Below are 26,717 nucleotides of genomic sequence, written 5' to 3' on the forward strand. Positions count from 1 at the left end.
TCCCATCACAAAAAATCCCTTCACTGCTCAGCCGTTAACGTGGTGACCACGCCGGTATCGTCCACCACACCGCTGATGATCCGCTGGCTGCTGCTATTACGAATTTTTATCACATCCCCTTTACGACCATTCTTCAACGCCACGCCCGGCATTGAGGCGGTAATGCCAGCCATATGGGAGACGATCATCACTGGCTGGTCGCGTTTAACCAATATGGGCTGAACCAGCTCGCTACGGGTAATCGGTTTACCCGGTTGCAGGGCGCGCTTGCTGGTGAGGCCAATTGCTTCATCCATATTTGTTATCAACCCTTCCCGTTGGTTGCTGATATTGAATTTTTTAAGCTGCAGGTCGTCGGCGGTAATCACCGCATCTCGGGCAATCAACGACTTTGGCATCACTACCGGCACCGACACGTCGGGGCGCACTGCAACGTTATATTTCCAGCCCGCATTGCCTGGGCAGGTCACCACAAAGTTCATTCGTGACAAGGCCATCTCCGGGGAAGAGTTAGCGGTGATCTGTGGCGCCGACGCGCATAGCGCGCTGTTACTCACGGCTGAGGGGATATAGATATTGAACGTGTAGCGATAGTCCTGCCACTGCTGTTTGTGCGCCAGTGCGTCGATTTCATGACTGGCGGCAGTCAGAACAAGTGCGTTGATCTGTTCCCGGGCGCTGTGCTGAATGGGATGGACGGCGGCATGTACGGGTAAGACGCAGCATAAAGCCAGCATTATCTCCGCGGCAAAGGGGAAAGAAGGCTTCCTTACGTAGGAGGGGAGTTTCATAAAGTCATTTCTCATCAATCACTTAAAAGTTGGCATAGTTATTGCTAGTAATGGCGATATCTACGCAGGAGTGATGCAAGAAATGGGAATCAGTTTTCAGCAGGCATTGGGTGTACATCCGCAGGCAGTGAAGTTACGTCTTGAGAGGACCGAGCTACTGACTGCGAATCTGGCAAACGTCGATACACCAAATTTCAAAGCCAAAGATATTGATTTTGCCGCTGAGATGCAACGGGCAAGTCACACAAATGTTCTGCCCGAGGCTGACGTGAAATACCGGGTGCCGATGCAGCCCTCAGAGGATGGCAATACCGTAGAACTGAATACCGAGCAGGCCCGGTTTTCACAAAATAGTATGGATTATCAAAGCAGTCTGACTTTTTTGAATCTGCAACTTAGCGGAATCAAAGAAGCCATCGAAGGAAAATAACCATGTCGTTTACTGATATTTACCAGATTTCTGGCTCGGCGGTGACGGCGCAAACCATCCGTCTGAATACCGTCGCCAGCAACATGGCGAATGCGGAATATCCTGCCAGCAGCGAGGCGCAGGCCTATAAAGCGCGCAGCCCGGTTTTTGCTGCGGTTTACAACAATAGCCTGATTGGCGCAAACAACCGTCACGGCATTGATGGCGCCAGCGTGCAAGTGCAGGACGTGATGCAAAGCGGCGGGGCGGTGAAACGTTATGAGCCGCATCACCCAATGGCGGATCAGAACGGTTTTGTCTGGTACCCGGACGTCAACGTGGTCGAGCAAATGGCCGACATGATGTCCGCGTCACGTGATTTTGAAACCGACGTTGATGTGCTGAATAACGTCAAAAGTATGCAGCAAAGCTTACTCAAACTGGGAGAAGTGTAATGAATACCCTGGCTCTGTATGCCCAATCTCAGGCGCTGGCTTCTTCTCAGGAGAAGACGACGGTGGCTGAAAATACTGTGAGCGCCACGGCGCAAAGCAACAACCTGGGGGATAGCAGCTCTTCCTCTACCTCGTCAACCACCGATACCAGTGGAACCAGCGGCACACCGACGACGACAACGTCCACGGAAACGTCCGCGGTCGACACGTTTCTGACGCTGTTCGTAGCCGAAATTGAAAACCAGGATCCTACCGATCCGACCGACCCAACGGCCTATATCGACCAGCTTTCTTCCATGGCGCAGGTAGCGATGATGGAAGAGATGAGCGTTCAGGCCAATACCAACGCCGTGCTGATGAGCAACATTCAGGTGATGGCGCTGGGGAATATGGTCGGCGACGACATTATGGTGCAAACCACCTCGCTGGATATCGAAGATAACAGCAAGGAGATCCAGGGACGCGTCACGCTGGATGACAGCTGTACCGATGTGGATTTGCACTTTACCGATGAAGCGGGTGATGACTACACCGTGTCGCTGATTCCGGAAGGTGAAACCTCCGTCGGACCCGGCCAGGTGGATTTCGACATCAATCCTGCGGATTACGGCATCCCGCCGGGTGATTACAGCGTGTCCGTGGTGACCAATACCGGGGAAGAAGAAGTGCCGATTGAGGTGACGGGCAAAGTGGAAGATGTGCGTATTCCGCTCGATGGCAGCACGCCGGTGCTCAACGTTGACGGCGTTGGCGAAGTGCCATTCACCATGATCACCCAGTTTGGCGTACCGGACAGCACCGATGACACCACGCCGCCTGACACTGACGACGGCAGCGATAACGCCGACAGCAATACAGTGCTCTGATTTAGTTTATATTACAGGAAGAAACAATGAGTTATGAAATTGCAGCGACGGGGCTAAACGCCGTCAACGAACAACTGGACGGAATCAGTAACAACATCGCGAACTCCGGGACGGTCGGTTATAAATCAATGACTACCCAGTTTTCCGCGATGTACGCTGGGACGCAGGCGATGGGCGTGAGCGTGGCGGGTTCCGCGCAAAGCATCTCCACCGGTGGCTCGATGGTCTCTACCGGCAATGCGCTGGATCTGGCGATCAACGACGATGGTTTTTTTGTCATGTGCGACAGCGCAGGGAACATCTCCTATACCCGGGCCGGCTCCTTTGTGACTGACAAAAACGGCTATATCGTCAATGCGTCCGGTGATTATCTGCAAGGCTATCCGGTTGATGACAGCGGCACGCTGCAAACTGGTACCGTGACCGATATCCAGATTAAAACCGGCAATATCCCGGCGCAGGCCACGGACAGCATGACCTTTACGGCCAACTTTGACGCCAGTGATGAAACGATCGATCGCTCAAGCGTGCAGTTTGATGCCAACAACAGCGATACCTATACCGACAGCTACACCACCACCGTGTATGACTCTCTGGGTAACGAGCACTCGGTCAGCCAGTATTTTACCAAAACCGCGGATAACACCTGGGAAGTGCAGTACACCTTTGATGGTGAAGCGCAGACTGGTGTACCGCCAACCACGCTAACCTTCGATCCGAATACCGGCAAGCTGACCTCTCCGACCACGCCGCAAACCATCACCTTTACCACCGATGAAGCCGCGCCGATCTCGATGACCGTCGACTACTCCGACTGTACTCAGTACGGCTCTGATTTCTCGGTGACCACCAACTCCGCGACCGGTTACGCCTCCGCAACGCAAAACGGCGTGCAGGTGGATGACGACGGCAAAGTGTACGCCACCTACAGCAACGGAGAACGTATGCTGCAGGGCCAGGTTGTACTCGCCACCTTCCCGGACGAAAACGGGCTGGAAGCGGTAAGCGGTACCGCGTGGGTGCAGACCGGTGAATCCGGTACGCCGCTGATTGGCACGCCTGGCTCTGGCTCATGTGGCACGCTCTCCTCCGGCATGCTCGAAAGCTCCAACGTGGATATCACCAACGAACTGGTCAACCTGATGACCGCCCAGCGTAACTATCAGGCGAACACCAAGGTGATTTCGACCAGTACGCAGTTGGACCAGGCACTCTTCCAGGCGATGTAAGGCTAAGAAATGGATCGGTTGATTTATACCGCACTAAGCGGCGCCACCCAGACGCTGCTGGAGCAGCAAATTAGCGCCAACAACCTCGCCAACGTCAACACCAATGGTTTTCGCGCGGATATGGCGATGGCGAGTAATGACAAAGTCAAAGGCGGTGGCTTCGACACGCGTTTTATGGCGAAAGAGAGTCCCAGCGGCGTCAATGACAGCACCGGCGTGGCGGAAAAAACCGAGCGTCCGCTCGATGTCGCCATTCAGGGAACCGGCTATATCGCCGTGCAGGATAAAGCAGGAAACGAAGTTTATACCCGCAACGGCAATATCCAGCAGGACGATCAGGGTCAACTGACCATCGACGGCAACATTGTTCTCGGGGATAACGGCCCGATTATTTTACCGCCGAATGCGATTGCCTCTTTCGGTAGCGACGGCACGCTCTCCGTCACACCTGACGATGGCGATGTCACTGCCACGATGGATATCGATCGTCTGAAGCTGGTGGATATTCCGGTCGCCAATCTGGCGAAAAATAGCGAGGGAATGCTGGTGACGGCGGACGGCGTACCGGCACAACGCGATGAGAACATCAAAGTGAGCGGCGGGTTTCTGGAAGGCAGCAACGTGTCTGCGGTGAGCGAAATGATGTCGTCCATTGCGATGAACCGTCAGTTCGAAGCGCAAATCAAGATGATGAAAACGGCTGAAGATCTCAGCGACTCAGGCAACAGGCTGCTACGCGGCTCCTGAGCCGTAGTCTTTAATCAGGGATAAAGTGTTATGAACGCAGCGTTATGGATCAGTAAAACCGGCCTGTCGGCGCAGGATGCTGAGATGAGTGCGATTGCCAACAACATCGCTAACGTCAATACCACGGGCTTTAAGCGCGACCGCGTGATGTTCCAGGATCTGTTTTATCAGACTCAGGAAGCGCCTGGCGCCATGCTCGATCAAAACAACATCATGCCGACTGGAATGCAGTTCGGTAGCGGTGTACGCATTGTCGGTACGCAGAAAACCTTCACCGAAGGGAATGTGGAAACCACCGACAATACGATGAACGTGGCCATCATGGGGCAGGGATTTTGGCAGGTGCAAAAGGCGAACGGGGATATTGCGTATACCCGTGACGGCAACATGCAGGTTAACGCTGACGGCGTGTTAACTAACTCTGAAGGCTTGCCTCTGCAACCGGAAATCGATGTTCCGTCCGGCGCGACTAATGTGGCTTTTGGCGAAGACGGCACCGTGACGGCAATCCTGCCCGGCGACAGTGACCCTACCGAACTGGGGCAACTAACGCTGGTGAACTTCGCTAACCCGGCCGGGCTTTCAGCGGAAGGCGACAACCTGTATCTGGAAACCGCAGCCAGTGGTCAACCGACGGAAGGTATTCCCGGGGAAGATGGTCTGGGGACTTTGCAGGACAGCGCTCTGGAAGGCTCAAACGTGGATATCGTCAACGAAATGGTGGCGATGATCAACGTGCAGCGCGCCTATGAGATGAACGCCAAAATGGTCTCTGCGGCAGACGATATGCTGCAGTTTATTAGTCAGACGCTGTAACTCAAGAATGTGAAATGCCGGATGGTACAGCTCCATCCGGCAGAAATAGGCAGAACGTGAAAAATTATCTCTGGCTGATGGTACTGCTTCCCCTGTTAAGCGGGTGCGAATCGCAGGCTCTCCTGGTCAAAAAAAATGACGAATTCTTTGCTCCGCCCAAAACCGAGGCACCGCCAACGGCGGATGGCCGCGCGGGAGGGGTGTTCGAAACGGGTTACAAGTGGTCGCTGACAGCGGATCGCCGCGCCTATCGGGTGGGGGATATCCTGACCGTGATGCTGGAAGAATCTACCCAGTCGAGCAAACAGGCGAAAACCAATTTCGGTAAGAACAATACCGTGGATATTGGCGCGCCGACCCTCTTTGGGCATACCAAAGATAACCTTTCCGCGTCCGTGGACGCCAATCGTGACTTCAACGGGACGGCGACCTCGCAGCAGCAAAACAGTTTACGTGGCGAAATTACGGTGTCGGTACACTCGGTACAGTCGAACGGTATCCTGGAAATTCGCGGTGAAAAATGGCTCACCCTCAACCAGGGCGATGAGTACATTCGCCTGAGCGGCCTGGTGCGCGCCGATGACATTCAGAATGACAACTCCGTCTCATCGCAGCGTATTGCCGATGCGCGTATCTCCTATGCGGGTCGTGGCGCATTGAGCGATGCCAATGCGGCGGGCTGGCTGACGCGTCTGTTTAACCATCCTCTCTTCCCGATCTAATGCAGGATTTTACTATGCAACACTTAAGCGGGCGCTGGATGAAGGCGTTAAACGGCATCGTTATTGCCCTGAGTCTGGCGCTGCCTGGCGCGGCGCAGGCGCGATCTCTGGAGTCGCTGGTCAACGTCCAGGGCGTCAGGGAAAACCAACTTGTCGGCTACAGTCTGGTGGTCGGTCTGGATGGAACCGGGGATAAAAACCAGGTCAAATTCACCAACCAGACAATTACTAACATGCTGCGCCAGTTCGGCGTACAGCTGCCGAGTAAAATCGATCCGAAGGTGAAGAACGTTGCGGCGGTGGCGGTCAGCGCGACGTTGCCGCCCATGTACTCGCGTGGGCAAACCATTGACGTCACGGTCTCGTCGATCGGCGATGCCAAAAGCCTGCGCGGCGGTACATTACTGCTCACCCAATTACACGGTGCTGACGGAGAGGTTTACGCCCTTGCACAAGGGAGCGTGGTGGTCGGCGGGATGAACGCCACCGGGGCCAGCGGCTCCAGCGTCACTGTGAATACCCCCACCGCCGGGTTGATACCGAATGGGGCATCCGTGGAGCGGGAAATTCCCAGTGATTTCCAGATGGGCGATACCATCACGCTTAATCTGAAACGTCCTTCTTTCAAAGATGCCAACAATATTGCGGCGGCGATCAACGCGTCGTTTGGCGGTATTGCGACGGCGCGAAGCTCGACCAACGTCAGCGTCCGCGCGCCAACCAGCCCCGGTGCGCGCGTTGCCTTTATGTCTCAGTTGGATGACGTCCAGGTGCAGGCGGAAAAAGTGCGTGCCCGCGTGGTATTTAACTCGCGTACCGGCACAGTGGTGATGGGGGATGGCATTGCCCTGCACGCGGCGGCGGTATCGCATGGCAGCCTGACGGTGTCCATCAATGAAAGCAGCAACGTCAGCCAGCCGAATGCGTTTGCTGGTGGTCGTACGGCGGTAACGCCGCAGAGCAATATTTCGGTGAATCATGCCCGCCCGGGAATGATCAGTCTGCCAGAGTCCAGCAGTCTGAAAACGTTGGTTAACGCCCTTAACAGCCTGGGCGCCACGCCGGACGACATTATGTCGATTTTGCAGGCCCTGCATGAAGCCGGAGCGCTGGACGCCGATCTGGAGGTGATTTAATGGCCGACATCAAAGTGAATCATAGCGGGGGTATTGACGGCAGCGATGCGTTAATGGGCCCGAAAATTAAAGATAACGATTTACAGAAAGCCGCTCAGCAGTTTGAAGCCATTTTCTTACGCAACATGCTGAAAGAGATGCGTAAAACCAATGAGATCTTCGACTCAAAAGACAACCCGTTTAACAGCGACTCGGTACGCATGATGCAGGGATTTTATGACGATCAGCTGTGCAACAGTCTTGCCCAACAGCACGGCATTGGCATTGCGGCGATGATTGTCAAACAGCTCTCTCCGCATCACAAAGGATAAAGGTTGCCCGGCGGCTTAAGAACTGTGGTTTTTTCGCCGCTCTTAATCGGCAAGGTTGTTAACGACAGACCGGGTGACTGACCGGCGAGGACTCTTTGATGGACATGATTAATATTGGCTACAGCGGCGCATCGACGGCGCAGGTGGAGCTTAATGTAACCGCGCAAAACACGGCTAACGCCATGACCGACGGTTATACCCGGCAGGTTGCCATCACCAGTACCATTGGCGCCAGCTCCGGTTCAGCCAACAGTGCGGGTAACGGTGTGCAGGTGGACAGTATTCGCCGCGTTTCTAACCAGTATCAGGTGAACCAGGTGTGGTATGCCGCCAGTGATTACGGCTATTACAACACCCAGCAGGAGTATTTAACGCAACTGGAAACCGTTCTCAGCGACGATAACAGTAGCCTGAGCGGCGGTTTTGACAACTTTTTTGCCGCGCTAAACGAAGCCACCACCAGCCCGGATGATTCCGCCCTGCGTGAACAGGTGATCAGCGAGTCCGGTGCGCTGGCGCTGCGTGTGGATAACACGCTGGACTACATCGACTCGCAAAGCAGTGAGATCGTCAGCCAGGAACAGGCGATGGTGGCGCAGGTGAACACCCTGACTACCGGGATTGCCAGTTATAACCAGCAAATTGCGGAAGCTGAAGCCAACGGCGATAACGCCTCGGCGCTGTACGATGCTCGCGATCAGATGGTGGAGCAACTGAGCGGCATCATGGACGTGCAGGTCAATATTGATGATGAAGGTAACTACAACGTTACGCTGCAAAACGGTCAGCCGTTGGTCAGCGGGCAGGAGAGTTCCACCATTGAACTGGAGACTAACGCCGACGGTACGCAGAGCATGTCTCTGACCTTTGCCGGGACCACATCGTCCATGGATACCGATACCGGAGGCTCGCTGGGGGCGCTGTTTGATTATCAAAATCAGGTACTGACGCCGCTGACGGGAACGATTAACAGCATGGCGGAGCAGTTTGCCGATGCAGTTAACACCCAGCTTGCGCAGGGCTATGACCTGAACGGAAATCCCGGCGAACCGCTGTTTATTTATGATGAAAATTCATCTGATGGCCCGCTGGAAGTGAATCCCGATATCACCGCCGATGAGCTGGCGTTTTCCAGTTCGCCGGATGAAAGCGGTAACAGCGATAACCTGCAGGCGCTGATCAATATTTCTACCGAACCGTTGGATATAGAGGGGCTTGGTAGCGTAACCGTGGGTGAAGCCTGTTCGTCGATCATCAGCAACATTGGTATCTACAGCCAGCAGAACCAGACCGAAGCGGAAGCGGCGGCCAACGTCTACTCCGAAGCGCAGAACCAGCAGAGCAGCGTCAGCGGCGTCAGCATGGATGAAGAAGCGGTGAACCTCATTACCTACCAGCAAATTTACGAGGCCAACCTCAAAGTTATCTCAACGGGCGCAGATATTTTCGATTCTGTGCTGGAAATGTGTAGCTAACCTGGAGAGGAATGAATATGCGTGTATCTACTCAGCAATCTTATGTGTCCATGACGCAGAGTTTTAACGATCTCTCCAGCGATCTGTCCCATGTCGTTGAGCAAATGGCGACCGGGAAAAGTATTCTGCTGCCGTCTGACGATCCGATCGCGGCGACCCGTATTACCCAACTTAACCGCCAGCAATCGGCCCTCGACCAGTATCAGAGCAATATTGACTCCGCGACGGCGGGCATGAGTCAGCAGGAGTCGATCCTTGATGGCGTGAATAACGATCTGTTGGCGATTCGCGACGATCTGCTGGAAGCGGCGAACGGCACCAATACCGCCGATTCGTTAGCCAGCCTGGGGCAAGATATTCAGTCGATGACCGAAGCGATGGTCTCGGCATTAAATTACCAAGATGAAGACGGGCACTATGTGTTTGGCGGCACGGTCAACGATCGGCCGCCGATTGTCGCCGTGGACAACGACGGTGATGGCGTGACTGATAGCTATACCTACCAGGGTAACGGCGATCATCGCCAGACTACGGTTTCCAATGGCGTGGAAGTCGATACCAACGTGGCGGTCAGTGATTTCTTCGGCGATAGCCTGGACGTGCTGAACACCCTGACGTCGCTGTCGAAGGAGTTGCAGGATCCATCGGTTGACCCAGCCGACCCGCAGGTGCAAAGCGATATCGAAAGTGCCATCGATACGGTGGATGACGCTTCCGACTCGCTCAATGCTTCTATTGCCACCATCGGTGAAACGCAAAATACGATGAGTATGCTGAGCGGTGCGCAAACGGATATCGCCACCTCTAACGATCAGCTGATTGGTCAACTGAGCGATCTGGATTACGGCCCGGCTTCCATAACCTTTACCGGTCTGGAAATGGCGATGGAAGCCACTTTAAAAACCTACTCCAAAGTGAGTGAGTTGAACCTTTTCAGTGTGATTTAACAGCGAGCAGTAGCCCAGGAATAGTATGCAGGTCGGTTTAAATACAACATCACTCTCCGGAAGCGGAGCGCTCAATCCTTCTGTGCAACAACATAGCGTTGCGCAGAATGCCCCTGTCCGTCAAAAGTTACCCGCAACGGCGAGTGATTACCCGGCCTCACCGCTTATTACCACCCGGCCTCAGCGCTACAGTGTGCAGCTCAACGATCAGCTCACCACGCTGCAGCAGGCCGATCACTACCTGGGGCAACTGGAACAGCATTTGCTGGATTATCGCCATGCCTCGCGCCGTGGCGGGCAGACGCAGCAGCAAAAGGGCGCTGAGCTTACCCAGTGGCTGGATAAACGCACGGCATTATCCGGCGGCGCAGTTGACAGGCAGCTGCGTCCGGTATTGCAAGGCGAAGCGCGGGTGACCTTTCACTCGCCTGAACTGGCGCAGATGCTGCAAAAAAATGCCATAAGCTCGCGCATGTTTAGTGTCTCTGACGGACGGCAAACGCAGCACTCTGCGGTGGTGGTCGGTGAAGATCTGGATCCCGGTCAGTACAAAATGATGATGAGCAACGCGCTGCGTCGTGTCGGTGTGCAGGTGCATGACCAACAGGGCGCACTGACCTTCTCCACCACGGAAAAGGAGTGGCCGCAGATTGAACAAACCCTGAGCGTACGTGATATGGACGCAAAGTCTTCTGCGTATACGCAGCTGACGACTTTTGCCGATCCTTGCCGTACGGACGAATTACTGCAGAGCGTATTGCAGGGCAGTTCCCGCACTCAGGATGGGTTACAACAGGCGCTGGATACTATTGGCGATCAGCGCGCGCAGATGGCCGCGCAGCAGGAGAAGGCCCGGCAACTGATTGACGGTATGGCGCGTTTTCCGCAGGCAGAAAGTGCGGTAAAAGCCTCAGAGTCACTCGGTGGGGTATTAGATCATGCTAATCACAATTATCAGGTATTAGCACAAGCGGTTAATGGACAGGCCCGGCTTTCCAGTCAGACCGTCCGTAGTCTATTACGCTAGCTCTAGTTTGGCTGGCATGCTGTTGTTGAGAATATAAATGCAGAGGGGTCTGTGACTAACAGGCCTCCAACATCCTGAGTAAAAAGCAAATTTTGCTGTGGGTTTAAATGAATCCACCAGGCATGCAGATTGTGTTCAACAATAAAGGTACTGAAATCTGATAAGCGAAAGTCATTTTTATCGGCTTTCGCATCGCTAAAATGAAACTCACCCTGTTTAGACAATCCCGCGTAACGATTAATACATGCTGAGATCTTAAATGTTGACGGCGCTTTGTTATTTTGGTCCAGAGGGACGAGCGTCAGAGCAGTGTTTTTGTCCTGTGGGCTCATAATGAGTGCGTAATGCGCATTCTTGCCGCTATTAAGATCGTAATTAGCAATGACCGTGTTCTCAATGCGTGCATGAGCCATGAAGGTAAAAAATAAAGTTACAGTAGCCAGAAGATAGAGGAAGTAACTATTTGCATTTTGGCATTTCATTTAACATTTTCTCCACTTCTTTAATTAAAACACTATTCATTTCATTATCTTTATTGAGCCAGCTACTAAAATTCAATGCTAACTGCCAACTGTCATTGCATTGATTACTCAGTACAATATCAAGTGCGAATTTGTTCAGCGACACTCTGTAATACAAATCCATTGAGACATTGTGCGTCACCAACAGTTGATTGATTTGTTGCACTCCAGGGAGAATATGTTGCGAGAAAAGAGACGGCGATGTTTTTTTTTCATCTGGGTCGTAAAGATGGTAAACCGTAACATGACTGGCACTCTCAAGATTTTCTTTTACTAACTGTGGGGTTTCTTCCGTTTTCGTGACGGATGATGTTTTAAAATCAGACATCAGGACAAACAACAAAAGCGCGATAATAATGACGGGCAGGGTGATAAGAACGGCTCTGTAAGGATGACTTTTAGCATCCGCGGGTTTCTCTAATTCATTGTTTAATAAAGGTGTGTATGGTTTTTTCGGCACTCCCTGATTTGTGCTCGCGCTTTCTTCAGGCACGCTGTTTGCAGATAAAACAGCACTCTCTTTGGTTTCATCACTGGCGATGCCATCAACCACATTAATATTGTGGTCAATATCTTCGGACAGGTAGTTTTTATTAAACAAATACCCTTTTTTAGGGATCGTTTTTATAATTTCCTGTTGTTTTCCATCATCATCGATCGCGACGCGCAAGGCATGAACGGCTGTGGGCAGGCTATTTCCACCGACGATGCGATTCTTCCAGACTGCGGTCATTAAAAACGAACGCGATAAGACGACATCGGCATTTTTAGCTAATGTCTCTAACAGAATAAAATGGTATTCGCCGAGCCGACGCGTTTCGCCAGTCTCACAATGGATTAACGCATTAAGCGAAGAATCCATTCGCCAGTTATTGACTACAATACTCATGATTTTGTCTACCCGTGCAAGATTTTTTAAATCCTTGATGTCACACCGTTAAAAATCAGTGCATTAAAATTCTGAAGGAATTGAGATATCTTTTTCTGGCTGCCAGGATGAGACGTGGCAGCCTGATCGGTGTTGAGTGTTTTTTGTTCTGTCCGAAAAAGGACTGAAAATGTAACGAAAGTGTCCTGGACTCACAATATAAAAGTACGTTGTATTTGCAACTAAATGTAAATATAGACGTGAGTGATGTAGGTTAAATTATTTTTGATTAGGTTTAATCTTATTAATTTCATGGCGTTAACGTTCGATGTTTGACGGCGATCATTTCATTATTAGATATTTCTAATAATCTTTTAATTAAAAATTGATTGAGCTAATTCTTATGTTGTGAGGTGTGGTGAAAAATAGCACGGGATGCTAATAAAGGCAGCGCTTAGCGTTTGTTTATATCCCCTGAACTGATTTTTTAAACGAGTGAAAAAATTTTTTCTCCGTGCTTTAAGTTTTCCGAACGGGTGGTCGTTTTTACAGGGTATCGAAACGAAAACGATTATTCCCAAGGAGCAGTACCATGTTATCGATTAATACTAATACCGCCTCAATGGCAGCTGTAAACGCTATCAACAAAAGCAGCGCATCCCTGTCTACTTCGATGGAACGTCTGGCGACAGGTAACCGCATTAACTCTTCTGCTGACGATGCTGCAGGCAAACAGATTGCCAGCCGCCTGAGCGCACAATCCGACGGTATGGGCGTTGCACTGAGCAACATTCAGGACGCAACCGCAATGCTGCAGACCGCAGATAGCATGTTTGACGAAATGACCGACGTGCTGGGTCGCATGAAAGACCTGTCCACGCAGGCAGCGAACGGAACCTACAACAGCGACGACCTGCAGGCGATGCAGGATGAATACGACGAACTGGGCCAGCAGATGTCTGACATGCTGCAGAACACCACCTACGGTGGTACTAACCTGTTCGGTACGGCATCTGGCAGTAATACCGGTGTTTCTGGTCTGTTCCAGAGCGCAGTCACCTTCCAGGTGGGTGCTGAGTCTTCTGACACCATGACCGTGGACATCTCCAGCCAGCTGGGTGATCTGGTGACAGATCTGACAGCTGTCAGTGATGCTTTCTCTTCTGATCAGGCTGGTACTGGTGTTTCTGGTGGTACTGAGCTGACCGCTTCTGGTTCTGCTAACGGTATGATCAGCACTATCCAGACCGCAATGGACGATGTGTCCAAGATCCAGTCCAAACTGGGCGCGTCTATCAACCGTCTGAACGACACCGCAAACAACCTGACCAGCATGCAGGACAACACTAACGTAGCGATCGGTAACATTATGGATACCGACTACGCGACGGAAGCCTCCAACATGACGCAACAGCAGGTGCTGATGCAAACTGGCATCACTATGCTGAAGCAGTCCAACAGCATGTCCAGCATGGTGTCCAGCCTGCTGCAGTAATTCTGTTCTGTGGTGAAATTGCGCCATTCACAACACCGCCGACTGGCGGTGTTGTGCTTTCAGCGGCAGAAGGGGAGTCAGGAAGTTTCCTGTCCAACGGAAATTCGATTTCCATGTGCTTAGTAACTAATTGATTTTAAATAAATTAAAAACTGGCATACATTTTGCTTTAACAACGATAACGTCGCACGGAGTTATTCATGATCAACCCAAGAACTATGGCGAAAGCCGCAGCTTATGCCGATATCGCCACGCAGAGCGCCAACCCGGTACATGTACTGAAAGAGATCGTCCACCAGATCAAAGGGGTAATCAGTAAAAAGAAAATGGGGCCGGAGTTTCAGCGTCAGCTACTGATGTGCCTGTATGAGCTGCTGGAAATGGTTCAAAACGGCGGTCTGCGTATGCTGGATCAGCATATCGAGCAGCCGGAAGAAAGCACCATTTTCCAGAAATACCCGCTGGTGCTGACTCAGAAGCGACTGGTGACATTTATCGCCGATAACTTCCGTCTAATGGCGATGGGTAAAATCGATGCCCATGAACTTGAAGGGATTCTCGATCAGGAACTGGATACCGCGGAAGAATCTTTGTTAACCCCTTCGCGCTCCTTGCAGCGTACCGCAGAAGCGATGCCTGGATTCGGCATTTGTGCTGCGGTATTGGGCATTATCATCACCATGCAGTCCATCGATGGCTCCATTGCGCTTATCGGTTTGAAAGTGGCGGCGGCGTTGGTGGGGACATTCTTAGGGGTATTCATCTGTTATTGTCTGATGGACCCGCTGGCAAACGCTATGGAACAGCAGGCGCGGGCAGAGCATTCGCTGCTCGAATGCGTACGTACCGTGCTGGTGGCGCAAGCGGGCGGTAAACCGACGTTACTGGCGGTCGATGCTGGCCGTAAGCTTCTCCATCTGGCCTCTAAACCCACTTTCGCCAATCTGGATGCATGGGTTAATGCGATGCTGGAGCAGGAATAAGCATGAGGAAGGGGCCAAATCGTCGCGATCGCGGCGCGAAAACCACCATTATCCGCCGACAAATTAAAAAGCATCATGCAGGTCATCATGGCGGGGCGTGGAAGGTCGCCTTTGCTGACTTTACGCTGGCGATGATGGCGCTGTTTATGACGCTGTGGATTGTGAACAGCGTCAGCAAGGCTGACCGAGAAAATATTGTGGCGGCGCTGCACGGCCAGTCAATCTTTAACGGTGGCGGTATGGCACCTTTAAACAAGCTGGGCAAGCAGCCGATAGCGCCGGGTGCGCAGAAGAAAAACGTCACGCGCAACAAGCTGGATAAAACGGTTACCCCGCAAGAGACGGCGAAGATCACAGAAGATAACGCCAAAAAAGCGCTGGATGTAAATGAAAAAGCGGTGTTGCTGAAGCAAAAATCAGCGCGTGAATTGGGCGAGCTGGCGACCGATATTAACGTCATTGCCCGCAATGCACATATGGAAACCAACCTCGAGATGGAGATTGTTCCTCAGGGGTTGCGCGTACTGATTAAAGATGACCAGAACCGGAATATGTTTGAGCGCGGCAGCGCCAAAATTATGCCGTTCTTTAAATCGCTGCTGGTTGAGCTGGCCCCCGTGTTTGACTCGCTGGACAACAAGCTCATCATTACCGGACATACGGATGCGATGAGCTATAAGAGCAACATTTACAACAACTGGAATCTCTCCGGCGACCGTGCTTTGTCAGCACGACGCGTGCTGGAAGATGCCGGCATGCCGCAGGATAAAGTCATGCAGGTTAGCGCCATGGCGGACCAAATGCTGCTGGATGCGAAAAACCCAGAAAGCGCAGGCAACCGCCGTATTGAGATCATGGTGTTAACGCAAAGTGCTTCCGATACGCTGTATCAATATTTTGGTCAGCACGGCGAGAAAGTGGTTCAGCCACTGGTTGATAAGCTAGACAAACAAAAGCAGGTGGCCTCTTTACGTCAGCCCTCTGTTCCCGTCACTCATTAATTCTGTTTTCCGCCCCCCACGCAACGTGGGGGCAAATTATCCCTCAGGAAGGTAATGTGATAGATGTAACCCATATTATTCCATTGGATATTCATACTGATAACGTCACTGATGGGGCTTGTCAGGGCGCGCATTTCGACCCGGTTTCAGGTATCTGGTACACCGAGCCTCATGTGTTAAATGAGGGGCTTCGTGACTATGTCTACAACACCGACAGTTTTAACATCGTTGCGCCGTACTATCTGGTGATTACCTCGAAGATGCACTGCTGGAGCTGCCACCAGCTCACCCATATTCACGGGGTGATGTTTACCCGCTTTATCAGAAAAGATCAGGATGGCAAAGGCTGGCAATCTATTCGACGGAATACCTTTCTGTTCCACATTAATTCTCTGCCTGAAGAGATACAAAAGAACATCAAAGCCAGCAATTACTATCTGGATAAAAGTAAAACTACCGGGCTACGTTACTGGATGAATCATTGTGAAATTTGTGGAGAACGTCTGGGCGACTATGAGCTTTTCTGCGTGGAAAATGATGCATTTCGCCTGATGACGATCGAAAAATTGCTGCGGGCAAAGATTCGCAAAGTGAATAAACTTTTTGTCAGTACGGCGGGTAATCCCGCAGAACATAAGATCACGGACATCGTGCGTTACCTGTGCGATGCACGCTTCGTCATGAATGGTCCGGCCTAAGGCATAAACAGACTTCTCACAACATAAAAATACTGTATACTTAAACAGTGTTGTGGGAGGCGAGCGATGCGCAAAATCATACATGTCGATATGGACTGCTTTTTCGCGGCGGTGGAAATGCGCGACAACCCCGCCTTGCGTGATATTCCCATTGCTATTGGCGGCAGTCGTGAACGTCGGGGAGTCATCAGCACGGCCAATTACCCGGCGCGCAAATTTGGTGTGCGTAGCGCAATGCCGACCGGAATGGCGTTAAAACTGTGCCCGCATCTCACGTTATTACCTGGTCGTTACGAGGCCTATAAAGAAGCCTCCCGCCAGATTCAGGCTATTTTCTCCCGTTATACCTCGCTGATAGAACCGCTTTCGCTGGATGAAGCCTATCTGGATGTGACTGACAGCACTCACTGCCATGGCTCAGCTACGCTGATCGCTCAGGAGATCCGCCAGACAATTTTTACCGAGCTACAGTTAACCGCCTCTGCCGGAATTGCGCCGGTCAAATTTCTGGCAAAAATAGCCTCCGATCTCAACAAACCCAATGGGCAATATGTGATTACCCCTGCCGATGTTCCTGAATTTCTCAGAACATTACCGTTAGGCAAAATTCCCGGCGTTGGCAAAGTCTCTGCCGCTAAGCTGGAAGCGATGGGGTTGCGAACCTGCGAGGATGTTCAGAAATACGACCTGGCCATGTTGCTCAAACGTTTTGGTAAGTTTGGTCGCGTGTTGTGGGAACGTAGCCAGGGCATTGATGAGCGCGACGTCAACAATGACAGACTGCGCAAATCAGTCGGCGTCGAGCGTACTTTGGCAGAAGATATTCATGAGTGGGCTGAATGTGAGGAGATTATTGAGCGGCTATATCCCGAACTGGAACGACGTCTGGCCAAGGTAAAACCGGATCTGTTGATCGCCCGGCAGGGAGTAAAACTCAAGTTTAATGATTTTCAGCAAACCACGCAGGAGCACGTCTGGCCGCGCTTAAGTAAAGATGACTTAATTGCGACGGCGCGCAAAACCTGGAATGAACGTCGGGGAGGGCGGGGCGTAAGGCTGGTGGGATTACACGTCACGCTGTTGGATCCACAGCTGGAAAGGCAACTACTGTTGGGGCTGTGATGTTGATGTATTGCCGGATGGCTGCGTAAAAACTATATCCGGCCTACAAATCAGCATGTAGGCCGGATAAGCACAGCGCCATCCGGCGTTTAGCGCAGACTTACTTCGCCGGAATAGACTTCAGCAGTTCAGTCAGCAGCGTCCAGTAATGGCCGACGCTTTCGATATGAACCTGTTCATCCGGGGAGTGCGGGCCGGTGATGGTTGGCCCGATGGAAACCATGTCCATATCTGGATACGGTTTCTTGAACAGACCACATTCCAGACCGGCGTGGATGATTTGGATGTTAGGCGTTTTGTTGAACAGACGCTGATAGGTTTCACGAACCAGGTGCATAACCGGAGAGTTGGCATCCGGCTGCCAGCCAGGGTATCCGCCTTTTGCCTGGGTTTTCGCGCCAGCCAGTTTACCCAGTGAATCCAGCATGCTCACCACGTAGTCTTTACCGCTGTCGATCAGAGAACGAATGAGGCAGTGAATTTCAACGTTGTCGTCAGTCATGGTTACAACGCCGACGTTCAGGGAAGTTTCTACCACGCCTTTGGCGACGTCGGAGTTGCGGATAACACCGTTCGGGGTGGCGTTCAGCAGACGCACAAAGCTGTCACGAGACTCAGCGGTCAGCGCGGCTTTGTCTTGAGTAACGGCATCCAGCAGCAGAGCCAGGTTCTTCTCTTTGGCTTCCAGTTCGTTTTTCAGGATTTCCTGATAGGTGTTGACCAGCGCTTTTAACGCATCAACTTTATCTGCAGCCACGGCCAGGGTGGCAAAGGCTTCACGCGGAATTGCGTTACGCAGCGTACCGCCGTTGAAATCAACCAGACGCAGATCCAGCTCTTCAGCGTGGCCCGCCAGGAAGCGTACCAGCAGCTTGTTCGCGTTACCGAGACCCACGTGGATTTCGCCGCCGGAGTGGCCGCCTTTCAGGCCTTTTAACGTCAGCTTAAAGCTCTGGAAGCCAGCAGGGATTGCTTCACGGGACAGCGGCAGGTTAGAGGTAAAGTCGATTCCGCCTGCGCAACCCATGTAGATCTCACCTTCTTCTTCTGAGTCGGTGTTGATCAGGATATCTGCCTGCAGCCAGTTAGCCTGCAGACCAAACGCGCCATCCATACCTGCTTCTTCGGTCATGGTCAGCAGCACTTCCAGAGGACCATGTACCACGCTGTCATCAGCCAGAACGGCCAGCGCGGACGCCATACCGATACCGTTATCCGCACCCAGCGTGGTGCCACGGGCTTTTACCCATTCGCCATCAATATAAGGTTGGATAGGATCTTTGGTAAAGTCGTGCACGGTGTCGTTGTTTTTCTGCGGGACCATATCCAGGTGCGCCTGCAGAACGACCGGTTTACGGTTTTCCATGCCTGCGGTAGCGGGTTTGCGAATCAGGATATTACCGACTTGATCGCGCTCGACGTGGAAACCTTTTTCCTGGGCCCAGCTCAGAATGTGTTCAGCGAGCTGCTCTTCATGATAGGACGGATGAGGAATAGAACAGATTTTGGCAAAAATATCCCATAGCGGTTGCGGGGATAATTGAGACAGTTCAGACACGTTGAGTCTCCTTGGCGATGTCCTACAAAACTTGCTTGCAGGCCACGGGGTTAGCAGAATTAAAAACATCACAAGTCAGGCTTGCGCGATGCGATTGAGAATACCACTTTCTCCGCTGACGGCTAGCATAAAGCATGCAAAAAGAGGCGCGGATTCCGCGAAACACTGGTTTTTAGTGCGTCAGATCTCTATAATCTCGCGCAACCTATTTCCCCCTCGAACACTTTTTAAGCCGTAGATAAACAGGCTGGGACACTTCACATGAGCGAAAAATACGTCGTCACCTGGGACATGTTGCAGATCCATGCACGTAAACTGGCAAGCCGCCTGATGCCTTCTGAACAATGGAAAGGCATTATTGCCGTTAGCCGTGGTGGTCTGGTACCGGGCGCATTGCTGGCGCGTGAATTGGGTATTCGTCATGTCGATACCGTATGCATCTCCAGCTACGATCACGACAACCAGCGCGAACTGAAAGTGCTGAAACGTGCCGAAGGCGACGGTGAAGGTTTCATCGTAATCGATGACCTGGTTGACACCGGTGGTACCGCCGTTGCGATCCGCGAAATGTATCCTAAAGCGCATTTCGTTACTATCTTCGCTAAGCCGGCAGGCCGTCCGCTGGTGAATGATTATGTTGTTGATATCCCTCAGGATACCTGGATTGAACAGCCGTGGGATATGGGCGTGGTGTTCGTCCCGCCGATCTCTGGTCGCTAATCTAAAAAGTTTTCAACGCCTGGCAACTGCCGGGCGTTGTTCTTTTTGTGCAGTGTCAGGTTACACTATGCCTTAGTGAGTACTCATGGAGGCTGCAATCATGTCACAGGCTAACCTCAGCGAAGTCCTGTTTAAACCCCGCTTCAAACACCCTGAAACGTCAACGCTGGTTCGTCGTTTTAATCACGGCGCGCAGCCGTCCGTACAATCTGCCCTGGATGGTAAAACCATTCCCCACTGGTATCGCATGGTGAATCGTCTGATGTGGATCTGGCGTGGCGTCGACCCGCGTGAAATCCTTGAGGTGCAGGCACGTATCGTGATGAGCGAAGCCGAACGTACGGATAAAGAACTCTACGATACGGTTATCGGCTATCGCGGCGGGAACTGGATCTATGAGTGGGCGAAGCAGGCGATGGACTGGCAACAGAAAGCGTCTATGGAAGAGGATCCGCAGGTGAGCGGACGCCACTGGCTACATGCGTCTACGTTGTACAACATTGCCGCTTACCCACACCTGAAAGGCGATGAGCTGGCAGAACAGGCACAGGCTTTGGCCAATCGCGCCTATGAAGAGGCCGCGCAGCGACTGCCGGGGACATTGCGCGAGATGGAATTTGCCGTTACCGGCGGCGCGCCAATCACTGGATTCCTGCATATGCCAAAAGGCGACGGTCCGTTCCCGACGGTGCTGATGTGCGGTGGCCTCGATTCCATGCAAACGGATTATTACAGTCTGTATGAGCGCTACTTTGCTCCACGTGGCATTGCTATGCTGACGCTGGATATGCCGTCGGTTGGGTTCTCATCAAAATGGAAACTGACTCAGGATTCCAGCCTGCTGCATCAGCACGTATTAAAAGCGCTGCCTAATGTTCCCTGGGTGGATCACACTCGCGTGGCGGCCTTCGGTTTCCGCTTTGGCGCTAACGTAGCGGTACGTCTGGCATATCTGGAATCATCACGTCTGAAGGCGGTGGCCTGTCTGGGACCAGTGGTTCATGCGCTGCTTAGTGACCCGCAGCGTCAGGCGAGCGTCCCGGAAATGTATCTTGATGTACTGGCTAGCCGCCTGGGGATGCATGACGCCTCCGATGAAGCGCTGCGCGTTGAGCTTAATCGCTATTCATTAAAAGTGCAGGGCCTGCTGGGGCGACGCTGCCCGACGCCAATGCTTTCGGGGTTCTGGAAGAACGACCCGTTTAGCCCGGAAGAAGAGTCACGTTTAATCACATCTTCATCTTCAGACGGTAAGCTACTGGAGATCCCCTTCAATCCGGTGTATCGCAATTTTGACAAAGGGTTGCAGGAAATAACCAGTTGGATCAATCAGAGATTGTGTTAAAAGTTTGCTAAATTTTATCGATTTGGTAAAACAGGTGCTTCACCTAAGGAGATCGTAATGACGTTACCGAGTGGGCATCCGAAAAGTAGATTGATCAAGAAATTCACCGCGCTTGGCCCGTACATCCGGGAAGGGCAGTGCGAAGATAATCGATTTTTTTTCGATTGTCTGGCTGTTTGCGTCAACGTGAAACCGGCCCCTGAGAAACGCGAGTTCTGGGGCTGGTGGATGGAACTGGAGGCGCAGGAAAAACGCTTCACGTATAGTTATCAGTTTGGTTTGTTTGATAAAGACGGTAACTGGACTGCGGTGCCGGTGAAAGAGACTGAAGTGGTAGAGCGACTGGAATACACCTTACGTGAATTCCATGAAAAATTACTTGGCTTGTTAACGACGCTGAATCTGGCGCTGGAACCTGCTGACGACTTTAAGGATGAACCGGTTAAGTTAACGGCATAATGAACAGTGAAAAGCCGGATGGCGGCGCAACCCCATCCGGCTTTTTTTATGCTATATCAAAACTGGTAGACCATACCGACGGCAACGATATTATCATCGTTGATGCCCAGCTTATTATCGCTATCGAGCTGGTTGATTTTATAATCGACAAACGCGGACATATTTTTGTTGAAATAGTACGTTGCGCCGAGATCAATATAATTCACCAGATCTTCATTGCCGACGCCTTCAATATCTTTCCCTTTAGACAGCACATAACCCAGTGACGGACGCAGACCAAAGTCAAACTGGTACTGAACGACCGCTTCGAAGTTCTGTGTTTTATTAGCAAAGCCACCGGAAATTGGCGTCATATTGCGCGTTTCAGAATAGAACGTTGCAATATAAATATCGTTAGCATCATATTTTAAGCCAGTTGCCCAGGCTTCTGCTTTATCGCCTGTACCGCGAGTTTGCAGATTCTGCTGGTTAGTACGATCGGAGTTGGTATAAGCGCCGCTCACCGCAAAATCGCTGCCGCCAAAGTCATAGGTAACGGAAGTACCAAAACCGTCGCCGTTCTGTTTTTTCACATCGCGGTCCTGGTTTTTACCCTGATATTGCAGGGTCAGATCCAGGCCATCCACGACGCCGAAGAAGTCGGTGTTACGGTAAGTTGCCAGGCCGCTGGCACGTTTGGTCATAAAGTTATCGGTTTGTGCGGAGGAGTCGCCGCCGAATTCCGGGAACATATCGGTCCATGCTTCCACGTCATACAGCGCACCCAGGTTACGGCCATAATCAAACGAGCCAAAATCTTTTAATTTCACACCGGCGAAGGCCAGACGTGTTTTTTGTTGGTTAGAATCGCTTTCAGCTTTATTGCCGGCGAATTCAGCCTCCCAACGACCATAACCGGTCAGTTGATCGTTAATTTGCGTTTCGCCTTTAAAACCTAAACGGATATAGCTTTGGTCACCATCTTTGCTGTCATAATCCGTCATGTAATGCATGGCTTTTACTTTGCCGTATAAGTCCAGTTTATTACCGTTCTTGTTATACACTTCCGCAGCCTGTACGGATGCCGACGCAACAATTCCCATCACCACTAATGCCAGAGTGCTCTTTTTCATTTTCATTCCTGATTAAAAGTACGCGCTAATATTCACTGGGTGTGATCCCCGTTAAAAGACAGGAGGGTTTTTAACGTCTGGCAATGAACGTTTTATGACAAAGTAAGAATATTTTTAAAAAAGGATGTTTTTTTGTTTCTGTAATAAATGCGTCAAAATCTGCCGCTACGCTTGCTGATCCTGCGCAATAAAATTTCATGCTTTGTGCGCTGGTTGTTGGCAACCGGGGCCAGTCCTGCTAAAACGTTCGTTTGATATCATTTTCCCCAATTTTGAATGGCAGAGAATCATGAGTGACAGCCAGACGCTGGTGGTAAAACTTGGCACCAGTGTGTTAACGGGCGGATCCCGCCGCCTGAACCGCGCCCACATCGTAGAACTGGTTCGCCAGTGCGCGCAGCTCCATGCCGCAGGGCATCGTATTGTTATTGTTACCTCAGGCGCGATTGCCGCCGGACGTGAGCATCTTGGTTACCCTGAACTCCCGGCAACGATAGCCTCGAAACAGCTGTTGGCAGCGGTAGGGCAGAGCCGACTGATTCAACTATGGGAACAGCTTTTCTCGATTTACGGTATTCATATCGGGCAGATGCTGCTGACGCGTGCGGATATGGAAGACAGAGAGCGCTTCCTCAATGCCCGCGATACGCTGCGCGCGCTGCTGGATAACAACATCGTTCCGGTCATTAATGAGAACGATGCGGTGGCGACCGCTGAAATTAAAGTGGGTGATAACGACAACCTCTCAGCGCTGGCGGCAATTCTGGCTGGAGCCGATAAGCTGCTGCTGTTGACCGATCAGCAGGGCCTGTTCACCGCCGATCCGCGCACCAATCCGCAGGCGGAGCTGATCAAAGACGTGCACGGTATTGATGATGCGCTGCGCGCCATTGCCGGAGACAGCGTCTCGGGTCTGGGAACCGGCGGGATGGGAACAAAACTGCAGGCCGCCGATGTCGCGTGCCGCGCCGGGATCGACACCATAATTGCCGCAGGCAGCAAACCGGGCGTCATTGGCGACGTGATGGAAGGCGTTTCCGTTGGGACGCGTTTTCATGCTCAGGCATCTCCACTGGAGAACCGTAAACGCTGGATCTTCGGCGCGCCGCCTGCCGGAGAAATTACTGTTGATGAGGGCGCTACCGCAGCGATTCTGGAACGCGGCAGCTCATTATTGCCAAAAGGCATTAAAAGCGTGACAGGCAACTTCTCTCGTGGTGAAGTGATCCGCATCTGCAATCTCGAAGGGCGCGATATTGCCCACGGCGTCACCCGCTATAACAGCGATGCGCTGCGCCGTATTGCCGGACATCACTCACAACAGATCGACACCATCCTGGGCTACGAATACGGCCCGGTCGCTGTCCATCGTGACGACATGATCACCCGTTAAGGAACAGGCATATGCTGGAAAAAATGGGCATTGCTGCCAAAGCCGCGTCATATAAGCTGGCGCTGCTCTCCAGTCGCGAAAAAAATCGCGTACTGGAAACCATTGCTGATGAGCTGGAAGCGCAAACCGAAAGCATCCTCAGCGCGAACGTACAAGATGTTGAGCAGGCGCGAGCCAACGGCCTGAGCGATGCGATGCTCGACCGCCTGGCTCTGACGCCAGCGCGTCTGAAAGCGATTGCTGACGATGTACGCCAGGTGTGTAATCTCGCCGACCCGGTCGGGCAGGTGATTGACGGTGGGCTGCTGGACAGCGGTCTGCGTCTGGAGCGTCGTCGCGTCCCGCTGGGCGTGATTGGCGTAATTTATGAAGCGCGCCCAAACGTCACCGTTGACGTTGCCTCCCTGTGCCTGAAAACCGGCAATGCCGCGATCCTGCGTGGTGGGAAAGAGACCTACCGGACGAACGCCGCCACCGTGGCGGTTATCCAAAAGGCGCTGGAAGCCTGCGGTTTACCCGCGGCTGCCGTACAGTCGATTGATAACCCGGACCGCGCACTGGTCGCTGAGATGCTACGGATGGATAAGTACATCGATATGCTGATCCCTCGCGGTGGCGCGGGCCTGCACAAGCTGTGTCGTGAGCAGTCGACTATCCCGGTCATCACCGGCGGCATTGGCGTATGTCATATCTATGTTGATGATACCGCGGAGATCGCCCCGGCCCTGAAGATTATCGTCAATGCCAAAACCCAGCGTCCGAGTACCTGCAACACCGTAGAAACTCTGCTGGTGCATCAGGATATCGCCGCGCGTTTTCTGCCAGCATTGAGCCAGCAGATGGCACAAAGCGGCGTAACTCTGCACGGAGACGAAATGGCGCTGGCTACATTGAAAGCAGGACCTGCTAATGTGGTTGCGGTGAAAGCTGAAGAGTATGACGACGAGTTTCTGTCGCTGGATTTGAACGTGAAAATCGTCACCAGTCTGGATGATGCCATCGCCCACATCCGCGAGCATGGTACCCAGCATTCCGATGCGATCCTGACGCGTACGCTACGCAACGCCGATCGTTTTGTGAATGAAGTCGATTCTTCCGCTGTGTACGTTAACGCTTCTACGCGTTTTACCGATGGCGGCCAGTTTGGACTGGGTGCGGAAGTGGCGGTAAGTACGCAAAAACTGCACGCGCGTGGTCCAATGGGGCTGGAAGCACTGACTACATACAAATGGGTTGGCTTCGGCGACGACACGATCCGTGCGTAATTGAAAACGGGCGATTCCATAATAGCACTCTGATTTTCAAGGCTATTAAGGCATCGCCCTGTTAATTCTAACCTTCACTCCACTGCCACATTTTTCTATCCTGCGTTTTAACATCATCAGTCTGGTTATGACCCATGCGTCCCTGTGCCAGAAAGGCGATGTATCACAGAATTTTCCCTGCCAGCATGAATTTTCCTGGTCTTAAGTTCACGTATTGTTCCCATGGCCCGATCTATTAGAATCAGTCTCATTTTTATGAGGAGTTGTTGCGTGAAATCGGATATTCACAAACATCGCATTCCTGTAGTGCCGCTCGGCAACCCGTTTCCCCCCCGCCATTGTTCGCTGTGTCCAAAGGGAGCGGCAATTGATCGTGATAATCAACACCGATTAATAGACAAAAGAAGAAGGTTTAAAGCTGGGGAGATACTCGCCCGGCAGGATGAAGCCGCAAACATGCTTTTTGTTATTCACGAGGGATACTGCAAGTCCAGCGTGGAATGCGGTGATAACGATTTTATCAGTCGCTTTTATGTTCCGGGAGATATCATGGCGCTGGATGCTGTCGAAGGGGGGAAGTACCTGACAACGATTAAGGCGGCAACGGCTGCGGAGGTATGTCATATCGATATTGCGCGGTTGTTCAAAGTAGCAGAAAAGGATCCGTCGGTTGCTGCCGCAGTCATCAAGTTTCTCTGCAGGGACAATGGATTCATTGTTGAAAAACTGCGGCGCTATGCGAATAAACATGCTGAGGCCAGGATCGCTGCTTTTCTGGTGGAGTTTTACGAGATGCATTTACGTATTGGCAGGCCAGAAACGACGCTTCACTTGCCATTCTCCCGGGAGGAAATTGCCAGTTATCTCGACCTTAAAATTGAAACCGTTAGCCGGTCATTTAAATCCCTCGAACAACAAAATTTCATTACCCTACATCGGGTGCGAACGGTAACACTTAATAGTTATTTGGGATTAAAAGGTTTCAGCTAAATCTCTCCTGTTGAGCGTTATATAACTCTTGATATTCCAGGAATATTCTTTTTATATGGAAAATTCCTGGTTTTATTTATATGAAATAATTATCAATTCGAATACTAATCCTCCAGCTTGGCGATTATTTTATAAGAATATTCCCCCTCATATGAATATTTCATGAGAATTTTCTTGTGAAGTTAAAAAATTAGCATAATTGCAACAAATAATAAGCATTATAGAGAAAATATGGAGGCGTTAATTATCTTTATGT

27 protein-coding genes and 1 pseudogene are annotated in these 26,717 nt (G+C 51.8%); 23 read left to right on the plus strand and 5 right to left on the minus strand.

The genetic code is table 11. The features are described 5' to 3' along the window. Positions 1–20: 20 nt before the first annotated feature. Entirely contained in the window at positions 21–791 is a 771-nt protein-coding gene (flgA, locus tag G4551_RS04835) for a flagellar basal body P-ring formation chaperone FlgA (RefSeq protein ID WP_080602212.1), read from the minus strand. An 82-nt stretch (positions 792–873) separates the two neighbouring features. Here flgA and flgB point away from each other — a divergent pair, with 82 nt between their 5' ends. The 12 genes from flgB to G4551_RS04895 all read left to right on the plus strand — a co-directional run bounded on the left by flgB (position 874) and on the right by G4551_RS04895 (position 10,931). Beyond that, a complete protein-coding gene (gene flgB, locus G4551_RS04840; protein WP_003838822.1) occupies positions 874–1,221 on the plus strand; it encodes a flagellar basal body rod protein FlgB in 348 nt (115 codons plus the stop codon). A gap of 2 nt (positions 1,222–1,223) precedes the next feature. Next, the gene (gene flgC / locus G4551_RS04845) at positions 1,224–1,655 is read left to right on the plus strand and encodes a flagellar basal body rod protein FlgC (RefSeq protein ID WP_003838820.1); all 432 of its coding nucleotides are present in this window, start codon (positions 1,224–1,226) and stop codon (positions 1,653–1,655) included. Beyond that, a complete protein-coding gene (locus G4551_RS04850; RefSeq protein WP_003838819.1) occupies positions 1,655–2,521 on the plus strand; it encodes a flagellar hook capping FlgD N-terminal domain-containing protein in 867 nt (288 codons plus the stop codon). The genes flgC and G4551_RS04850 overlap by 1 nt, the downstream gene beginning before the upstream one ends. Before the next feature lie 26 nt (positions 2,522–2,547). Next, a complete protein-coding gene (flgE, locus tag G4551_RS04855) occupies positions 2,548–3,750 on the plus strand; it encodes a flagellar hook protein FlgE (protein ID WP_003838817.1) in 1,203 nt (400 codons plus the stop codon). 9 nt (positions 3,751–3,759) lie between these two features. After that, positions 3,760–4,497: a flagellar basal body rod protein FlgF gene (locus tag G4551_RS04860; protein ID WP_003838815.1), complete on the plus strand. Its 738-nt coding sequence runs from the start codon at positions 3,760–3,762 to the stop codon at positions 4,495–4,497. Between the two features lie 30 nt (positions 4,498–4,527). Then, positions 4,528–5,313: a flagellar basal-body rod protein FlgG gene (gene flgG / locus G4551_RS04865; protein ID WP_003838810.1), complete on the plus strand. Its 786-nt coding sequence runs from the start codon at positions 4,528–4,530 to the stop codon at positions 5,311–5,313. Between the two features lie 56 nt (positions 5,314–5,369). Then, complete coding sequence (flgH, locus tag G4551_RS04870) at positions 5,370–6,035, plus strand: flagellar basal body L-ring protein FlgH (RefSeq protein WP_003838808.1); 666 nt, start codon at positions 5,370–5,372, stop codon at positions 6,033–6,035. 14 nt (positions 6,036–6,049) lie between these two features. Further along, positions 6,050–7,171 carry a flagellar basal body P-ring protein FlgI gene (locus G4551_RS04875; RefSeq protein ID WP_003838806.1) on the plus strand — a complete coding sequence of 374 codons (1,122 nt, stop codon included), beginning with the start codon at positions 6,050–6,052 and terminating at the stop codon, positions 7,169–7,171. 8 nt (positions 7,172–7,179) lie between these two features. Further along, complete coding sequence (locus G4551_RS04880) at positions 7,180–7,482, plus strand: rod-binding protein (RefSeq protein ID WP_029139422.1); 303 nt, start codon at positions 7,180–7,182, stop codon at positions 7,480–7,482. 98 nt (positions 7,483–7,580) lie between these two features. Then, on the plus strand, positions 7,581–8,957 hold the full coding sequence (gene flgK / locus G4551_RS04885; protein WP_003838802.1) for a flagellar hook-associated protein FlgK: 1,377 nt from the start codon (positions 7,581–7,583) through the stop codon (positions 8,955–8,957). A gap of 17 nt (positions 8,958–8,974) precedes the next feature. Beyond that, positions 8,975–9,904, plus strand: a complete 930-nt coding sequence (gene flgL / locus G4551_RS04890) for a flagellar hook-associated protein FlgL (protein WP_003838800.1) — start codon at positions 8,975–8,977, stop codon at positions 9,902–9,904. 25 nt (positions 9,905–9,929) lie between these two features. Next, a complete protein-coding gene (locus G4551_RS04895; protein ID WP_003838798.1) occupies positions 9,930–10,931 on the plus strand; it encodes a hypothetical protein in 1,002 nt (333 codons plus the stop codon). A 2-nt stretch (positions 10,932–10,933) separates the two neighbouring features. Here the strand turns inward: G4551_RS04895 and G4551_RS04900 are convergent, their stop codons facing one another. Both G4551_RS04900 and G4551_RS04905 read right to left on the minus strand, forming a co-directional pair. Continuing rightward, complete coding sequence (locus tag G4551_RS04900) at positions 10,934–11,413, minus strand: hypothetical protein (RefSeq protein WP_003838796.1); 480 nt, start codon at positions 11,411–11,413, stop codon at positions 10,934–10,936. Continuing rightward, positions 11,391–12,341: a transcriptional regulator gene (locus G4551_RS04905; protein WP_032941276.1), complete on the minus strand. Its 951-nt coding sequence runs from the start codon at positions 12,339–12,341 to the stop codon at positions 11,391–11,393. Before G4551_RS04905 ends, G4551_RS04900 begins: the two co-directional genes overlap by 23 nt. 571 nt (positions 12,342–12,912) lie before the next feature. On the opposite strand from G4551_RS04905, the gene lafA reads away from it, so the two are divergent. The 5 genes and pseudogenes from lafA to dinB all read left to right on the plus strand — a co-directional run bounded on the left by lafA (position 12,913) and on the right by dinB (position 17,619). After that, positions 12,913–13,815, plus strand: a complete 903-nt coding sequence (lafA, locus tag G4551_RS04910; RefSeq protein ID WP_003838793.1) for a lateral flagellin LafA — start codon at positions 12,913–12,915, stop codon at positions 13,813–13,815. Between the two features lie 263 nt (positions 13,816–14,078). Then, positions 14,079–14,798 (plus strand): annotated as a pseudogene (locus G4551_RS04915) (MotA/TolQ/ExbB proton channel family protein); the annotation flags it as partial. A 2-nt stretch (positions 14,799–14,800) separates the two neighbouring features. Next, entirely contained in the window at positions 14,801–15,799 is a 999-nt protein-coding gene (gene lafU, locus G4551_RS04920) for a putative lateral flagellar export/assembly protein LafU (protein ID WP_003838790.1), read from the plus strand. A 56-nt stretch (positions 15,800–15,855) separates the two neighbouring features. Then, entirely contained in the window at positions 15,856–16,497 is a 642-nt protein-coding gene (locus G4551_RS04925) for a hypothetical protein (protein WP_003838789.1), read from the plus strand. A gap of 66 nt (positions 16,498–16,563) precedes the next feature. After that, the gene (gene dinB, locus G4551_RS04930) at positions 16,564–17,619 is read left to right on the plus strand and encodes a DNA polymerase IV (RefSeq protein ID WP_003031382.1); all 1,056 of its coding nucleotides are present in this window, start codon (positions 16,564–16,566) and stop codon (positions 17,617–17,619) included. A 100-nt stretch (positions 17,620–17,719) separates the two neighbouring features. Here dinB and pepD read toward each other — a convergent pair whose 3' ends face one another. Beyond that, positions 17,720–19,177 carry a cytosol nonspecific dipeptidase gene (pepD, locus tag G4551_RS04935; protein ID WP_003031381.1) on the minus strand — a complete coding sequence of 486 codons (1,458 nt, stop codon included), beginning with the start codon at positions 19,175–19,177 and terminating at the stop codon, positions 17,720–17,722. Positions 19,178–19,438: 261 nt separating this feature from the next. Here pepD and gpt point away from each other — a divergent pair, with 261 nt between their 5' ends. The 3 genes from gpt (at position 19,439) to crl (ending at position 21,701) form a co-directional block, all read left to right on the plus strand. Next, positions 19,439–19,897: a xanthine phosphoribosyltransferase gene (gene gpt, locus G4551_RS04940; protein ID WP_003031380.1), complete on the plus strand. Its 459-nt coding sequence runs from the start codon at positions 19,439–19,441 to the stop codon at positions 19,895–19,897. A gap of 100 nt (positions 19,898–19,997) precedes the next feature. Then, positions 19,998–21,242, plus strand: coding sequence for an esterase FrsA (gene frsA / locus G4551_RS04945; protein WP_003031378.1), 1,245 nt, complete (start codon positions 19,998–20,000; stop codon positions 21,240–21,242). Between the two features lie 57 nt (positions 21,243–21,299). Further along, positions 21,300–21,701 (plus strand): sigma factor-binding protein Crl, encoded by a 402-nt coding sequence (gene crl / locus G4551_RS04950; RefSeq protein ID WP_003031376.1) that lies wholly within the window; start codon positions 21,300–21,302, stop codon positions 21,699–21,701. Positions 21,702–21,757: 56 nt separating this feature from the next. On the opposite strand, the gene phoE is transcribed toward crl, so the two are convergent. Then, the gene (phoE, locus tag G4551_RS04955; protein WP_003031375.1) at positions 21,758–22,813 is read right to left on the minus strand and encodes a phosphoporin PhoE; all 1,056 of its coding nucleotides are present in this window, start codon (positions 22,811–22,813) and stop codon (positions 21,758–21,760) included. Between the two features lie 289 nt (positions 22,814–23,102). Here phoE and proB point away from each other — a divergent pair, with 289 nt between their 5' ends. The 3 genes from proB (at position 23,103) to G4551_RS04970 (ending at position 26,461) form a co-directional block, all read left to right on the plus strand. Continuing rightward, positions 23,103–24,206 (plus strand): glutamate 5-kinase, encoded by a 1,104-nt coding sequence (gene proB / locus G4551_RS04960; protein WP_003031373.1) that lies wholly within the window; start codon positions 23,103–23,105, stop codon positions 24,204–24,206. An 11-nt stretch (positions 24,207–24,217) separates the two neighbouring features. Next, positions 24,218–25,471 carry a glutamate-5-semialdehyde dehydrogenase gene (gene proA, locus G4551_RS04965; RefSeq protein WP_003031370.1) on the plus strand — a complete coding sequence of 418 codons (1,254 nt, stop codon included), beginning with the start codon at positions 24,218–24,220 and terminating at the stop codon, positions 25,469–25,471. Positions 25,472–25,741: 270 nt separating this feature from the next. After that, the gene (locus G4551_RS04970; RefSeq protein WP_003838784.1) at positions 25,742–26,461 is read left to right on the plus strand and encodes a Crp/Fnr family transcriptional regulator; all 720 of its coding nucleotides are present in this window, start codon (positions 25,742–25,744) and stop codon (positions 26,459–26,461) included. The last annotated feature ends 256 nt before the right edge of the window (positions 26,462–26,717 follow it).

Source organism: Citrobacter freundii ATCC 8090 = MTCC 1658 = NBRC 12681 (genome assembly GCF_011064845.1).
Classification (GTDB): Bacteria; Pseudomonadota; Gammaproteobacteria; order Enterobacterales; family Enterobacteriaceae; genus Citrobacter; species Citrobacter freundii.